General features: G+C 49.0%; 13 protein-coding genes. 9 read left to right on the forward strand and 4 right to left on the reverse strand.

What is annotated here, in order from left to right; genetic code table 11:
- Nucleotides 1–152: 152 nt before the first annotated feature.
- On the reverse strand, nucleotides 153–1,760 hold the full coding sequence (locus tag NQX30_04365) for a GMC family oxidoreductase N-terminal domain-containing protein (protein ID MDM5147603.1): 1,608 nt from the start codon (nucleotides 1,758–1,760) through the stop codon (nucleotides 153–155).
- A 179-nt stretch (nucleotides 1,761–1,939) separates the two neighbouring features.
- Here NQX30_04365 and NQX30_04370 point away from each other — a divergent pair, with 179 nt between their 5' ends.
- The 7 genes from NQX30_04370 (at nucleotide 1,940) to NQX30_04400 (ending at nucleotide 9,942) form a co-directional block, all read left to right on the forward strand.
- Nucleotides 1,940–3,181, forward strand: a complete 1,242-nt coding sequence (locus tag NQX30_04370) for an FAD-dependent oxidoreductase (protein MDM5147604.1) — start codon at nucleotides 1,940–1,942, stop codon at nucleotides 3,179–3,181.
- Nucleotides 3,182–3,184: 3 nt separating this feature from the next.
- Nucleotides 3,185–3,463, forward strand: a complete 279-nt coding sequence (locus NQX30_04375) for a sarcosine oxidase subunit delta (protein MDM5147605.1) — start codon at nucleotides 3,185–3,187, stop codon at nucleotides 3,461–3,463.
- A complete protein-coding gene (locus NQX30_04380) occupies nucleotides 3,460–6,192 on the forward strand; it encodes a 2Fe-2S iron-sulfur cluster-binding protein (protein MDM5147606.1) in 2,733 nt (910 codons plus the stop codon). The genes NQX30_04375 and NQX30_04380 overlap by 4 nt, the downstream gene beginning before the upstream one ends.
- Entirely contained in the window at nucleotides 6,189–6,797 is a 609-nt protein-coding gene (locus tag NQX30_04385; protein ID MDM5147607.1) for a hypothetical protein, read from the forward strand. Before NQX30_04380 ends, NQX30_04385 begins: the two co-directional genes overlap by 4 nt.
- 213 nt (nucleotides 6,798–7,010) lie before the next feature.
- Entirely contained in the window at nucleotides 7,011–8,468 is a 1,458-nt protein-coding gene (locus tag NQX30_04390; protein MDM5147608.1) for a mannose-1-phosphate guanylyltransferase/mannose-6-phosphate isomerase, read from the forward strand.
- An 86-nt stretch (nucleotides 8,469–8,554) separates the two neighbouring features.
- Nucleotides 8,555–9,058, forward strand: coding sequence for a 5-(carboxyamino)imidazole ribonucleotide mutase (purE, locus tag NQX30_04395; protein MDM5147609.1), 504 nt, complete (start codon nucleotides 8,555–8,557; stop codon nucleotides 9,056–9,058).
- Entirely contained in the window at nucleotides 9,055–9,942 is an 888-nt protein-coding gene (locus NQX30_04400; protein MDM5147610.1) for a phosphoribosylaminoimidazolesuccinocarboxamide synthase, read from the forward strand. The genes purE and NQX30_04400 overlap by 4 nt, the downstream gene beginning before the upstream one ends.
- Before the next feature lie 13 nt (nucleotides 9,943–9,955).
- Here the strand turns inward: NQX30_04400 and NQX30_04405 are convergent, their stop codons facing one another.
- From NQX30_04405 to NQX30_04415, 3 genes are all read right to left on the reverse strand, one after another.
- A complete protein-coding gene (locus NQX30_04405) occupies nucleotides 9,956–11,275 on the reverse strand; it encodes a HAMP domain-containing histidine kinase (protein ID MDM5147611.1) in 1,320 nt (439 codons plus the stop codon).
- A gap of 1 nt (nucleotide 11,276) precedes the next feature.
- Complete coding sequence (locus tag NQX30_04410) at nucleotides 11,277–11,990, reverse strand: response regulator transcription factor (GenBank protein ID MDM5147612.1); 714 nt, start codon at nucleotides 11,988–11,990, stop codon at nucleotides 11,277–11,279.
- A gap of 83 nt (nucleotides 11,991–12,073) precedes the next feature.
- Nucleotides 12,074–12,235, reverse strand: coding sequence for a hypothetical protein (locus NQX30_04415; GenBank protein ID MDM5147613.1), 162 nt, complete (start codon nucleotides 12,233–12,235; stop codon nucleotides 12,074–12,076).
- Between the two features lie 391 nt (nucleotides 12,236–12,626).
- On the opposite strand from NQX30_04415, the gene soxC reads away from it, so the two are divergent.
- Together soxC and NQX30_04425 are read left to right on the forward strand one after the other, a co-directional pair.
- On the forward strand, nucleotides 12,627–13,934 hold the full coding sequence (gene soxC / locus NQX30_04420; protein ID MDM5147614.1) for a sulfite dehydrogenase: 1,308 nt from the start codon (nucleotides 12,627–12,629) through the stop codon (nucleotides 13,932–13,934).
- Nucleotides 13,900–14,841, forward strand: coding sequence for a c-type cytochrome (locus tag NQX30_04425; protein ID MDM5147615.1), 942 nt, complete (start codon nucleotides 13,900–13,902; stop codon nucleotides 14,839–14,841). The genes soxC and NQX30_04425 overlap by 35 nt, the downstream gene beginning before the upstream one ends.
- Nucleotides 14,842–14,919: the final 78 nt, after the last annotated feature.

Below are 14,919 nucleotides of genomic sequence, written 5' to 3' on the forward strand. Positions count from 1 at the left end.
ATCAGGTTCGCATTCCAATAAGCGACCAAGCGGCTTTTTCTCTAAAACCCAGCCAGCGCTTTATTCAAAACTATGAGCGATGTGCAACACCAAAGCAAAAAATACTGAACAGTAAATTAGCCACCAAAGACGAAATAACGGCAGGTAAGCCGCTAATTAACTGCGTCTTCCAAAATAAGAGCAGCTGCCTTTTCGGCAATCATCAGCGTCGGCGCGTTGGTATTTCCCGAAATAATATCTGGCATGATAGAGGCGTCAGCGACACGCAATCCTGACAATCCACGCACTCGCAAGCGCGAGTCCACGACCGCAGTATCGTCATCTTCCCGCCCCATCTTACAAGTGCCAGTAGGATGAAAAATAGTAGTGGAATGCTCTCCTGCCGCCAATGCCAACTCTTCATCACTTTGCATCCCTGTACCCGGAGCAATTTCTTTTGATACAAATTTGGACAAAGGAGCGGCGGCACACAAGTGGCGGGAATGACGAATAGCGCGAGCCGCTGTTAGACGGTCTTGCGGATGAGATAAATGTTGTGCATCAATCACCGGCGTGGCGAGTGGGTCGGCTGAAGCAATGCGCACATAACCGCGACTATGTGGACGCAAATCGCACACCGACGCTGTAAAGCCGGGATGGCGATGTAGCGGGTCACCAAAATTATCCAATGACAGCGGTTGCAGGTGATATTGCAAATCAGGTGCTGGCATACTGTCATCGCTGTACGCAAAACATCCCAGCTGGCTGGGAGCCGATGCTAGCGGACCTCGCCGACAGAAAACATATTGCAGTCCCATGCCAACTTTCCACAACGGGTTATATGACATTTCATTAAGAGTACGCACGCCGTTAACGGAAAAAGCGATACGAATTTGCAGATGGTCTTGTAAATTTTCACCAACGCCTGGCAAGGCGTGAACTGTTTCCACACCGACTTCACTGAGCAGTTCTGGCGAGCCAATGCCTGAACACTGCAAAATCTGCGGTGACCCAATGCTACCTGCCGACAAGATAACCTCACCATCAGTATGTACCGTTTGCACTCCGTCTAGTGTTTGATATTCCACACCCACAACATTTCCATTTTCTAACAACAACCGCCGACCACGGGCGCCGGTTTCCACAGTCAAATTTGGTCTTTGTCTGATCGGCCACAAAAAAGCATCCGCCGACGTCTGTCGCATTCCGTTTTTTTGGTTAACCTGATAATAGGACACACCCAAATTATCGCCACCGTTAAAATCCTCCACTCGAGGAATACCACAGGTTTCAGCTGCCTCCGCAAAAGCGTCCAAAATACGCCAGTTGCTACGCACCGGTTGTACACAAACCTCACCACTTTGGTTGTGTAATGCGCCACCCAGTATGGCGTTATTTTCGTGGCGTAAAAAATAAGGTAGCACGCTATTCCATTCCCAACCTTCACAGCCAGCTTGCGCCCACAAATCATAATCACGCGCTTGACCGCGAATATAAATCATCCCGTTAATAGCAGAAGAACCGCCCAGCACTCGCCCTCGCGGATAAGGCAAGCGACGACCGTTGAGATGCGGGTTTTCTTTGAGCACAAAGCACCAATCCGTAGCTGGATTGCCCATTGTCTGCAAGTAACCAATGGGAATTTTTAGCCAAATATTGCCCCGTCCCGTACCGCCTGCTTCCAACAACAGCACCCGCGCGCTACCGGCGCTTAGCCGATTAGCCAGCAAACAACCCGCACTACCGCCACCTACTACAATGTAATCGTAAATTTTTCGCATTTCTTATTATATATTTATAGCTATTTTTGAAATTTCTCTTACCGTTTTCTCCATTATTCGCACCCTATTGACACCAAAAACGGATTTTCATTGCACATAATCTTCTTGGTAAGCGCGTAAACGCATGGCTAATTTATTTTGTTGTATCCTAACTTAAGATGGACAGTATAATCAACGATATGCCACTTGCTTTACTCCGTTGTGCTTTTCGCCGTCGCCCATTACGGCGTCTGATGCCGCCCACACCAACACGCAAAAAACATTACGATGTGGTGATTATCGGTGGCGGTGGTCATGGGCTGGCGTGTGCTTATTATTTGGCTAAAAATCACGGCATTCGCAATGTTGCAGTGTTAGATAAAAGCTGGCTGGCTGGCGGCAATACGGCACGCAATACCACCATCATCCGCTCCAACTATCTAACCGCCGAAGCCGTTCGCTTTTATGGCGAATCCATGCGGCTGTATCAAAATTTATCCTCTGAACTAGATATTAATTTGCTGTATTCACCGCGTGGTCATTTAACTTTGGCACATACCGACGCCGCTTGTCGCACTGCCCGCTGGCGTGCCAACATGAACCGCCACTTGGGTGAAGACTCACGCTTTGTTGACCGCCGCGAATTAGCCGAACTCTGCCCGCAACTCAACATGTCGGAAACAGTACGCTATCCCATTCAGGGAGCGCTGTACCATCCGCCCGGAGCCATCGCCCGCCACGATGCGGTAGCCTGGGGATATGCCATCCGCGCCGCCGAAATGGGAGTTTCCGTTTTTTCCCACACCGAAGTAACCGAAGTGCTCCAAGCAGGTGGTAAAGCAGTTGGTGTTCGTCTAGCCGACGGCAGCGAAATTGGTGCCGGCACGGTCATGCAGGCGGTCGCTGGTCAAAGCTCACAGGTCGCGGCGATGGCTGGTTTTAAAGTGCCTATCACCAGCATTCCTTTACAGGCAATGGTGTCACAACCGTTAGCGCCATTTTTGGACCCCATTATTGTTTCCGGTTCGTTACACGTATACATCTCGCAATCAGCACGTGGCGAATTAGTTATGGGCGGTAGTGTAGACCCGCGGCCACTACACCGTTCGCGCTCCACATTGCATTTCAAAGAATCACTGGCAGGCGATATTTTGCAATTGTTCCCATTTTTGGGCGGAGTACGGTTGCTGCGACAATGGGCTGGCGTCGCCGACATGACGGCAGATTTTTCACCTGTAATGGGTAAAACGCCGCTAGACAATTACTATATTGATGCCGGCTGGGGAACATGGGGATTTAAAGCTACACCAGTATGCGGAGTTACCATGGCAGAAACCGTCGCCACCGGTCAGCCACCGGCACTGATTACACCTTATGCGATGTCACGTTTTGATAATTTGTCACTTGTCGGCGAAAAAGGCGCTGCCGCGGTTGGGCACTAATCTATGAAATTGATACCCTGCCCGCTCAACGGTCCACGCCCAGAAGATGAATTTGTCTGTGGCGGCTCTATTCGCGCCGTTCCGCCGTCGGATGCTGATGATGCAACTTGGCGTGATTATTTGTTTTTTGACGCCAATTTGCCTAACGAAGTGTGGGAATGGTGGTGTCACACACCTAGTGTATATTGGTTTGCCGCACGTCGTGACACGTACTCAGACGTTATCAGTGCCACGATGACAGTAGGCGAAGCACAAAAACAGTTGGAGGCGGGAACATTATGAAGGCGGGGCGGTTTATTGACACCAGCAACCGCGTGTCTTTCAATTTTGAAGGACGGCAAATGGAAGGTTTTTCTGGTGACACTATTGCCACGGCTTTGTGGCGCGCTGGAACCAAAACGCTTTCTCGTTCTTTCAAATACCATCGCCGGCGTGGTCTGTTGTCTTTGTCCGGTGCCGACGCCAACACGCTGATGGATATAGATGACCATCCCAACGCCCAAGCTGACCGTACCCCCATCGCCCCCAATATGGTGGTTCGTCCGCGCCATTACTTAGGAACGCTGGAAAATGACAAAATGGCAATTTTGGGGCAATTTTCCCGTTTCTTACCTCCTGGTTTTTATTACAAAGCTTTTTTCAAACCGCGCGGAATATGGTCAAAATGGGAACCACTCATCCGTAATCTAGCCGGTCTTGGCGTTGTCAATCAAACAGCGACACCGTCACATATAGAAAAAGCGCACGATTTTTGTGATGTCGCCATTATTGGCGGCGGTCCAGCAGGATTAAGTGCTGCATTGACGGCAGCCCGCGCGGGCAAAAGTGTACGGTTGCTAGATAAAAACCCGCTTCTCGGCGGCTCACTCAATTGGCGTCCAGATGAAAGTGGCGACGGTGAAAGATTGCTGGCTTCTGTTGAGGCAGAAACGGGTATAAAAGTACTGTTGCAATGCGATGTGACCGGCGTGTTTGAAGATAACCTGATTGTTGCCACGCAACCCAATTGCGCTTGGCGTTTGCGCGCTGAACAGATTATCTACTCCACTGGAGCCCGCGAGCTGCCAGCGGTATTTACTGGCAATGATTTGCCGGGCGTGATGCTAGTATCTGCGGCACTCCGATTGGCATTTTTATATGATTTGGCATGTGGCAAGCGCGCTGTCATACTGGCATCTTGCTCCGCCGACGCCGATGCCGCACGGGCATTAACAAACTACGGCGTATCTATTACTGCCATACTAAATCTTGCTGCCAAAGACGCCCCATGGGCAGCTCAGTTGACCGCCGACGGTTTTGATGTTCGCCACAATGTAACTGTTTTTACTGCCACCGGAACTCAAAGCGTAAGTGGCGCAAACGCTATTATTGACGGCACGCAGGAAAAATTTTCCTGCGACTGCGTGTTGATGAACGCTGGTAGTATTCCCGCCTCCGAGTTGCCAGCGGCTATCGGTATCACTTTTCCATATGATGACGTATTGTGCCGCCCGGTTATTGAGCACGCAGCATTGGCTGGCGCAGTACACAACCGCCCGTCTTTGTCGGCAGCTATTGCCGACGGTGCCGAGGCAATGAATGGCGGCACCCGCCCGCCCGCCGATACCACACCATCGCCCGCATCCGCCGTGTTGTGGGATGGTAAAGGCAAGGCTTTTGTGGATTTTGATGAAGACTTACAACCACGCGATTTGGATGATGCCATAGATGAAGGCTTTGACGATATTCAGCTACTCAAACGCTATACCACCGCAGGAATGGGTCCAGCACAAGGGAAATTGACCAATATTCACGCTGCTCGTCATCTGGCTCAGCGCCTAAACTGCGCAGTGAGCATGGTAGGACAGGTCACAGCTCGTCCACCAGCGGCAGCAGAAACGCTAGCTCAACTGGCCGGTGAAGAACATCCTATCAAGCGCACCGTACTGCACGGTCAGCACACGCATTTGTCAGCTCAGTTCATGCCCGCTAGTGCTTGGTTACGGCCAGCCTATTATATCGGAGCCGAAAAAGAATCTCTTGCGGTACGACAACATATAGGTATGATTGACATTTCCACATTGGGTAAGATGCAAATTACCGGCCCTGACGCAGCCGTGCTTTTAGAGCGCCTGTACACTGGAAAATTCCAAAAACAGGCTGTCGGTGCCGTTCGTTACGCCTTAATGTTGGACGAAAGTGGCATTATTACCGACGACGGCGTAGTGGCACGGCTAGACGAAGAACGTTTTTGGGTTACAACCACAACTGGCAACGCCGATGCTATTTACCGGCAAATGTTACTATGGTGCGCTCGCTGGCAGTTACGGGTAGATGTTGTCAACATGACATCGGCCTATGCCGCCATCAATTTAGCTGGTCCGGAAGCACCGCCGCTATTAGAAAAAATAGCCGGTCAATCTATTAATATAAACTACATGAAGACAGCGGAAATTAATTTGCAGGGAATTCCAGCAATATTATTACGTGTCGGATTCGTCGGCGAAAAAGGCTATGAAATTCATTTGCCGATGGGTCACATGCGAAATTTGTGGAAAGAACTATTACCGCATGCACAGCCTTTTGGCGTAGAAGCCCAGCGGTTGTTGCGATTGGAAAAAGGACACGTTATCGTTGGACAAGATACCGACGGGTTGACTACACCGCTAGAAGCAGACATGGCGTGGTCACTAGGACGCGATAAAGATTTTTATCTAGGTCAGCGAGCTTTGGAGATTCACCGGCAACGCGGTATTCACCGACAATTACGCGGCTTCACAATAACGGCATGCTGGCGAAACCGGCTCAACGAAGCCGATTTAGTACTGGACGACAAAGGCCACGCGGTGGGGCATGTCACATCAGTATCGTATTCGCCGACGCTGGATTGTATGGTGGGGCTGGCTTATGCGTCACCACAAACGCCGCGAGATAGTGGTGACCTGCGCATTCGCACGGCAAGCGGTGAAATTATGCAAGCACAGGTACGGTTACTACCGTTTTACGACCCCAAAGGAGAAAGACAGCAATGAGTTGGCGGTGGCGCAGTCCGCTAGCGGGAGTATTTGGCAAACACGCCGAATGGTGCGCGGTAGCGGATTCTGATATTGTTGAAGACACCGGTAGCGACACAGCGATGACGCTGGGTTTTTGTGACTTGTCACCGTTACCGCGATTGGGTGCTAAGGGCGATACCGAAAAACGAGTGCCTAATATTAACCACAGCGCAGTGATGAAAACCGGCTCTCTCTGTTGCCGGCTGTCGGCGGACGAGTTTTTATTATTAGCCGCGCCGGACGGCACGGCACCGGAACTGTCCGAAGTTTTGCCGAAACCACGCCTACTGCTACCACGTCGTGATTCGCATTGCTGTCTCGGCTTGTGCGGGTGGCGTGCGCCAGAAATGCTGTCATTATTATGCGCGGTGGCACCACCGGAGAAGGATGAATTGCTACAAACTCGAGTAGCAGAAATTGGTGCCTTGGTTATCAGGGACGCCCGCACCGACGTTCCTGCTTTTAATTTACTCGTGGACAGCGGTTATGCCATGCACTTATGGGATGCAATTAGACACGCAGCAACAGCTCGGAACGGTAGTGTTATCGGCTGGCGACAGTGGCGAGAATTGTTTTCCTAATTTAAAACTTAAATATTTTCTCATACAAGCGAATTTACGTCGCTTTGTGACAGCCAATTTAATTTTTTGCTTATTAAAAAAAATTCGGCACTTATGTTTTATGTTACTGTGGCGAGAAATGCTATTTAATGAATTTTAGAAAATTCATTATCTACAGAAAAAAATGTTAACTACTAAAAAACACGCTTTGTTTTTCCACCATATAATTTGTTCATGATTACATCCATAGACACACCTTTTATTCCCGTTATTATCTGTGGTGGCAGCGGTTCACGCTTGTGGCCACGCTCACGAATAACACATCCCAAACCATTTATCTCCCCGCTTGGCGGCGGCAAGTCATTGCTTGACATGACCTATGCACGTTTGTGCAATGCTTCCATAAAGCCCGCAGCAGTGCTTACGGTAACTGCTGCTGATAGCATGTTTATGTGTGAGCAAAGCGCCTCCGACAACGCCCCACAAGCACCACATTTTTTCATCGGCGAACCAGCAGGACGCAATACGGCACCAGCTATTGCTTTGGCAGCAGTATGGATACAGCAGCGTTTTGGCAACAACGCTCTCTTATTAGCGCTACCTGCCGACCATTTGGTAAAAAACACAATCGCTTTTTGGCGCGCTGCCGATAGCGCACTACAAGCAGCGAAACAAGGACATTTGGCACTGCTCGGCGTTACGCCAACTTATCCCGCCACTGGTTATGGTTATATTGAGTGCGCACCGCAAATTTCCATTGCCAACACCGAAGACTGCTTTCCCGTACGCCGTTTTGTTGAAAAACCACCACTTGAAGATGCCACTACCTTTGTACAAGATGGCAATTTTTATTGGAATACCGGTATTTTTTGCTTCACACCGCGAACATTGATGGAAGAAATGCCGCAAACTGCTGTCGACATTATGCCACCACTGCAGGCACTGGCTAAGACCGCACCCACCGACAACAACCGCTGGCTGCCAGATACCCCCTTGCACGCGCAGTTCCCCAACATTTCTTTTGATTATGCCGTAATGGAAAAAACAAAAAAAGCAGCTATGGCTGTTGTTGCCGGTGCAGAGTGGAATGATGTTGGCTCTTGGCACTCGCTGGGTGAGACGCTACCGGCGGACACTCGCGGCAATCGCACAGACGGCGACACTCTGTTGATTGATTGCGACAACTGCTTGGTGGCAGGCGGTGGACGACTGATAGCCGGCATTGCACTCAAAAATTTGCACATTATTGACAGTCCCGATGCTTTGCTTGTTGCCAACGCTGACAGTGCCGAACGTACCCGTGAAGTATTTGATCAGCTACGTGCCACCAATCGCGATGAGGCAACAACACCGGCTACAGTACACCGTCCTTGGGGGACTTACACTGTGCTAGAAGAATCCCATAGTCACAAAGTCAAGCGCATTGAAGTGCTACCCGGAGCTCAACTTAGCCTGCAGTCACACCAACACCGTAGCGAGCACTGGACAACGGTGACGGGGACGATGACCATTGTTATTGGTGAGCGCACGTTTGACATGGAAACAAACCAATCTTGCTACATCTCGCAAGGCGAAAAGCATCGCATGGCAAACCGTACCGACCAACCTGCATCTATTATTGAAGTTCAAGTTGGCGATTATTTTGGAGAAGACGATATTATTCGTTATGAAGACCTTTATGGAAGAATTTGAGTCCACTGCTATGTATAGCGGATGACGTTTTTTCTAGTATCATAACGCTTTCGCCAGACTTGCCGGAAAGGAGAACACCTAAAAACATGACAACAACACAGCCATTAGTGGGAATTATGATGGGCAGCGCCAATGATTGGCCAATTATGCGTCGCGCCGCTGAGGTGTTGCGTGATTTCGACATTGCTTATGAAACACGGGTGATTTCAGCACACCGCACGCCGGATTTATTTTTTGAATACGCCGTTGGGTTGGAAGCACGAGGGTTACGAGTAATGATTGGCGGCGCTGGCGGTGCAGCACATTTGCCCGGTGTACTAGCAGCTAAAACTACGCTACCAGTATTGGGAGTCCCCATTGATGCCACGCCAATGCGCGGCGTTGATGCACTTCACGCCATTGTGCAAATGCCACGCGGTATTCCAGTAGCTACTTTCGCTATCGGAGAACCAGGCGCGGCCAATGCGGCATTGTTCGCCGCCGCTATTTTGGCCGGTAGCGATGCCGCCATCGCACAGCAGCTCAAGGATTTTCGCATTCGCCAAGCCGAAAAAATCCGCAATACACCACCACCAACATTAGAATCATGAGCGGTTTGTGGCAAAGTTCATTGCACTCGTTGCCGCTTATTGGGCGCGGCAAGGTGCGCGATATGTACGCAGTAGATGATAACCGATTACTCATCGTACAGAGTGATCGTATATCGGCTTTTGACGTGATTATGAAAGAGCCTTTACCGGGCAAAGGAGCGGTGCTTACCGCCATGTCGCATTTTTGGTTTTCACATCTAGCGCATGTAGTAAAGAATCATCTTACCGAAGAAGCACCGGAGTCGGTAGTTGCCGCCGATGAGCAGGAACAAGTCATAGGACGCGCCATGCTGGTGCAGCGTTTGAAACCCTTACCAATAGAGGCCGTCTGCCGCGGTTATCTCATCGGCTCCGGCTGGAAAGATTACCAGCGCACCAACTCCGTTTGCGGAGTGTCACTACCCGCTGGCTTGCCATTGGCCGGCAAGCTACCAGAAGTCATTTTCACACCCGCCACTAAAGCCGAACAGGGAGAGCATGACGAAAATATTTCTTACTCGCAAATGGCTAGTATTGTCGGTACTGACACCGCCGAAAAAGTTCGGGAGACAACACTGCGGCTTTATCGAGAAGCAGCGGAATACGCCTTGGCACGCGGTATTATTATCGCCGATACCAAGTTTGAGTTTGCTTTGGATGATGATGGTGAACTGATATTGATAGATGAAGCACTAACACCTGATTCATCACGTTTTTGGCCAGCAGAATCCTGGCAAGCGGGGCATAATCCGGCAAGCTTTGATAAGCAGATTTTACGCGATTGGCTGGAAACGCTGGATTGGGATAAATCACCACCACCACCAACGTTGCCACCGGAAATTATTGCTAGCACCATCGCCAAATACGAAGACATCCGCAATCGATTGCTAGGCGATACCGCATAACTTTTATTTACTATCAAGACTCGTTTGACACAGTCGTCTCGTCAACGATGTTCTGTTGACTCTCGTCATTTTTTTCCGGCAGCCATAATTCCATAATCAATCCGCCACTAGAAGCGTTTTTAGCAGTTATTTTTCCATTATGAGCCTCTACAGTGGCTTTGACAATAGATAACCCCAAACCAAAACCACCGGTCTTACGCGAGCGCGAAGTGTCAGCGCGGTAAAAAGGCTCAAATAAATTCGGCAAATCTTCTTCATTGGCTCCGGGACCATCATCGCGGATGCTAATTAGCGCGCCACCATCCGCTGCTGTCCCGTCTGCCCAAACATTGTCGGAAGCAAATTTGACAGCATTATCCAGCAAATTGGAAAGTGCCCGCAGTAAGACTTCCACATCGGCTTCAATAGTAGTGTCAACCGTAACGCGAAAAATAACGGCGGGATATTTTTCTTGTAAATTGCTAAACACATCTGTCAATTGCAATCGTGTTTTTTTCAGCCGCTGCCGAAAATTATCCAACCGTGTTTTTTCCATAATGTCACCAGTCAAGCGATCAAGTTCCATAACATCCGTACACATGCGAGCACGTAAGTTATCGTCTTGAACAAACTCTGCAGCTAATCGCAACCGCGCCAATGGTGAGCGTAATTCGTGCGAGGCGTCAGCCAAAAAGCGCAACTTGGCTTGTACTAGGACTCGCAATTTTTCCTGCATTTGGTTAAACCCCGTTGCCAGATCTCCAATTTCATCATTCCGCCCAATTACTGTTTGCCTCCACTCACCGCGTCCCACCGCTTCCATATCATTGCGCAACACTTGCAAAGGCATCAACAGACGACGTTGATAAAAATAAAATAGCCCCCACAATAGTGACAGTACCAACACCAAGAATACAACGGAGCCAGCAGCTACTTCCCATGGACTGCGATAATCATCCAAGTTAATCATTAATTTATGCGGTCCTTTGGTGTGCAACGCCACCAGTCGTTCATTACCCTGCGCCAACACAACACCACGGCTTCTTTTTAAAAACAGCACTTCCCCAAAACCTGGCATATCAACGTCACTGACATGATCAAAAAAAGGGCCGCTATAGCGCAATCCTAAACCGGTCTCGTGAGTAATATGGTTAATACTGAATGGTGTCGGATTTTCGTACACGCGCATTGCTACAGCGCGCACTGTCCGCGCATAATAGCCGTGATGGCGGCGGTTGGTCTGCTCAAATAAAAATGACATAAATATGATGATGATGACAATTGTCAGCAAGGATGCGACAATCGCCATCCAAGTGATTTTGACAATAAGTGAGGAACGCCAGCCGGCTTTCACTTTACGCAGACGCTGGTGGAGCGATAAAAGCGTAACCTTCGCTGCGTACGGTTTGCACAAAACGCGGACTCTGCGGCGTGTCATGCAGTTTAGCGCGCAAACGACTAATGGCAATATCAATAGAACGATCAAACACGTCGCGTTCAAAACCGCGAATCTCTTCAATCAATACATCACGATGGACTACTGCCGGTCGCCGTCGTACTAGTTCACTCAGCACTCGGAATTCTATACTAGTCAATATTATTTCTTTATTGCCTTGTAACCACACGCGACGCGCTGACAAATGCACGCTAATTCCTTCAAAATACAATACCTCACCATCGCCAGTACTGGTATTGGCAACAGCGCGACGCAACAACGCCGTCAGACGCGCCGCCAATTCCCGCGGCTCAAAAGGTTTAGGTAAATAATCGTCTGCTCCAATTTCTAACCCAACCACACGGTCAGTCATATCACCGCGCGCCGTGAGCATCATAATTGGCAAGCGTGGGTATTTTCGCCTGGCGATTTTGCACAACTCAAAACCGTCCATTTCTGGCAGCATCACATCAAAAATAGCGCCTTTGTATTCGCCACTGGCCAACAACTCCAACCCTTCGGAAGGCGTCTGTGCAACGGTCAGAGAAAAACCAAAGCGGCCGAGATAAGTAGATAGCAAATCGCCCAAACCGACATCGTCATCCACCAGCAAAAGAGGATTAACTTCATCCATGCTAACAATGTTATCAGACTGCACAGCCTTATAAAAAAAACGGGCAGGTCAAAATAGACTCTGCCCGTAGGAGAAGAAAACCATTAATTAATATTGCCTCTAAGCAAAGCGGAACGATGGCAAGCGTGATTATCACCGCCGTTAACATCATACACCACTGCTCTCTTACCAATCGCCAGAGAAAAACTGACAGCGAACATTCTCATAAACATATCAACCGATTTTTTCCAACGTAATTTATTCATAAATAATATTGCCAAATTAAAATAATTGATTTCAACTTTCGCTACATTGCTATTATGAATTGAACCATTCTATTACTATTGTCACCACAGAAACATAATGTTTCAATTTGTATCGGCCGGTAATTTTATTTTCCCAAATTATCACTTGTAAAGATGACTTTGGGAAAAAATCATAAAGAATAACCTCGCTCATCTATTTAGGACTCGGAAAATTTGATATGAACATTCGGCATTTTTATAGCACTCGTTATTTTTCTTTTTTTTGCATCATAATGTTAAATTCTATACTCAAATTGAACAGTAAAAATATACTAAAATAGTTTTCTTTTACAATACTTAACTGAAATTTAGGTGTAAATAATGAATAATTTTCCCATTACCTGAAAACGATATGAAGCGGTTATCGGATAAAGAATTACTAAGTGCCGTTGCCCGAAAGGCAACATCCATGTCCGTTCCTCAGCGGCGGCGTTTTTTACAAGCTGGAATGATTGTTGCGGGTACTGCCGCAGGTATTGCACAAACACCACGTACGGTTGCCGATACGCTTCAAGTAAAAGCATGGAGCAAGCAGCTCGGACGCGGCGTAGTTTCAGCACCTTACGGCTCACCCTCACGCCACGAGGCGCATGTCGTACGACGCAATGTCCCTTGGTTGACGGCAGACACGGTATCTTCAATAAGTTTCACACCGCTACACGAGTTGCACGGCATTATTACACCCAATGGATTGGTGTTTGAACGTTATCATGCAGGCGTACCAGAAATTCCACCGGAACAACACCAGTTGCTCATTCACGGCTTGGTAACGCGACCGCTGGTGCTAGAGATGAATGACCTCATGCGCTTTCCGTCAGTATCGGTCATTCACTTTTTAGAATGTCCAGCCAATGGCGGTATGGAATGGCGTGGCGCACAAATGGAAGCACTACAATTTACGCACGGGATGATTTCTTGTTGCGAATGGACGGGCGTGCCGTTATCTGTGGTGCTACAAGAAGCGGGTTTGAAACCGGAAGGAAAATGGATATTAGCCGAAGGTGCTGACGGTGCTGGCATGACGCGTAGCATTCCCATAGAAAAAGCTTTAGATGATGCGCTGTTGGCGTACGCACAAAACGGCGAACGATTACGTCCGGAACAAGGCTATCCGCTACGCCTCCTCAATCCGGGTTGGGAGGGCAATACTTCCGTTAAGTGGCTGCGGCGGCTAAAAGTCGGTGAACTACCGTGGCACCATCGTGAAGAAACTTCCAAATACACCGACCTCATGCCCGACGGACGATCGCGGCGTTTTACTTGGGTACAAGACGCCAATTCGGTAATTTTAAGTCCTTGCCCAGAAAAGCCGTGGACTGGCATGATCGGACGCTTTCATGAGATACGGGGGATTGCTTGGTCAGGACGAGGACGCATCAAACGTGTGGATGTATCAGATGACGGCGGAGTCAACTGGCGTCCGGCGCAACTTAAAGGACCAGTTCTCAGCAAAGCACTCACCCGGTTTGTCTTACCGTATGAATGGGACGGCTCCCCCAAATTGTTGCAAAGCCGCGCCGTTGACGAAACCGGCTATGTACAACCAACGTTGGCACAATTACGGGATATCCGCGGAGTGGAGTCCATCTACCATAAAAATTCTATTCACACCTGGGCACTCAGTAATGATGGTGCGGTTCGCAATGTACAAATTTCTTAATCTCTGCTGGATAGTGGTGCTGTCGGCAGTATGCTTGCCGACAATGGCCAAAGATGCCGGCACTTATGGTTTGGGGCGAGCGGCAACAGAAACCGATATAGCCGTCTGGGATATTGATGTCCGTTTTGATGGAGCTGGTTTGCCAGCAGGAAACGGTAACGTAGCACAAGGGGAAATGCTGTTTGATGCCAAATGCTCAGCCTGTCATGGAGATTTTGGCCAAGGCGAGGGACGTTGGCCTCCCTTAGCTGGTGGAAACGATACTTTGCGTCATCAAGGCGCTGATGGGCGCCCCGAAAAAACGGTCGGTAGTTATTGGCCTTATGTTCCACCGCTATTTGATTATATCCGCCGCGCCATGCCCTATGCTGCCCCCAAAACATTAACCGACGAAGAAACATATGCTTTGGTGGCTTATGTATTACGACTTAATGAAATTGTTGGTGATAATTTTACCGCCAATGCGCAAAGCTTACCGCAAATAGTTATGCCTAATCGCGATAATTTTTTTTTCGACCCGAGACCGGATTCCCCCAACACTGCTTGCATGGAAGATTGTGTCGATACCGGCACATTACGCTTGATTGAATCCATTACCGGCGTGACTCCAAGCGAACATCTTGGTATTAACAAAGAATCGTCGGCAGAAAAAATAATAAATGTAGGTGCAGTACACTACAAGGCGTCATGCGCAGTCTGCCACGCCGCCGGTGTCGCCGGAGCACCACGTGAAGGAGATAGCGTCGAATGGAAGCGACGTTTACAGGTCGGCGGCGAAGCGGCGCTAATTGACTCGGTGATTTCCGGTAAAGGGCTTATGCCACCACGCGGTGGCGGTGCACATCTTAGCGATGAAGACATTACCGCCGCCGCACGGTATTTGATTAGATTAGAAAAATCTAATTGATTTGGTAGCAGCGTCAAAACCTAACGAACTTTATTCAACCAAAGGAAAACTTTGCTCCTTAATATCGCATCCATATTT

The organism is Candidatus Persebacteraceae bacterium Df01 (genome assembly GCA_030386295.1).
GTDB classification, from domain to species: domain Bacteria; phylum Pseudomonadota; class Gammaproteobacteria; order Tethybacterales; family Persebacteraceae; genus Doriopsillibacter; species Doriopsillibacter californiensis.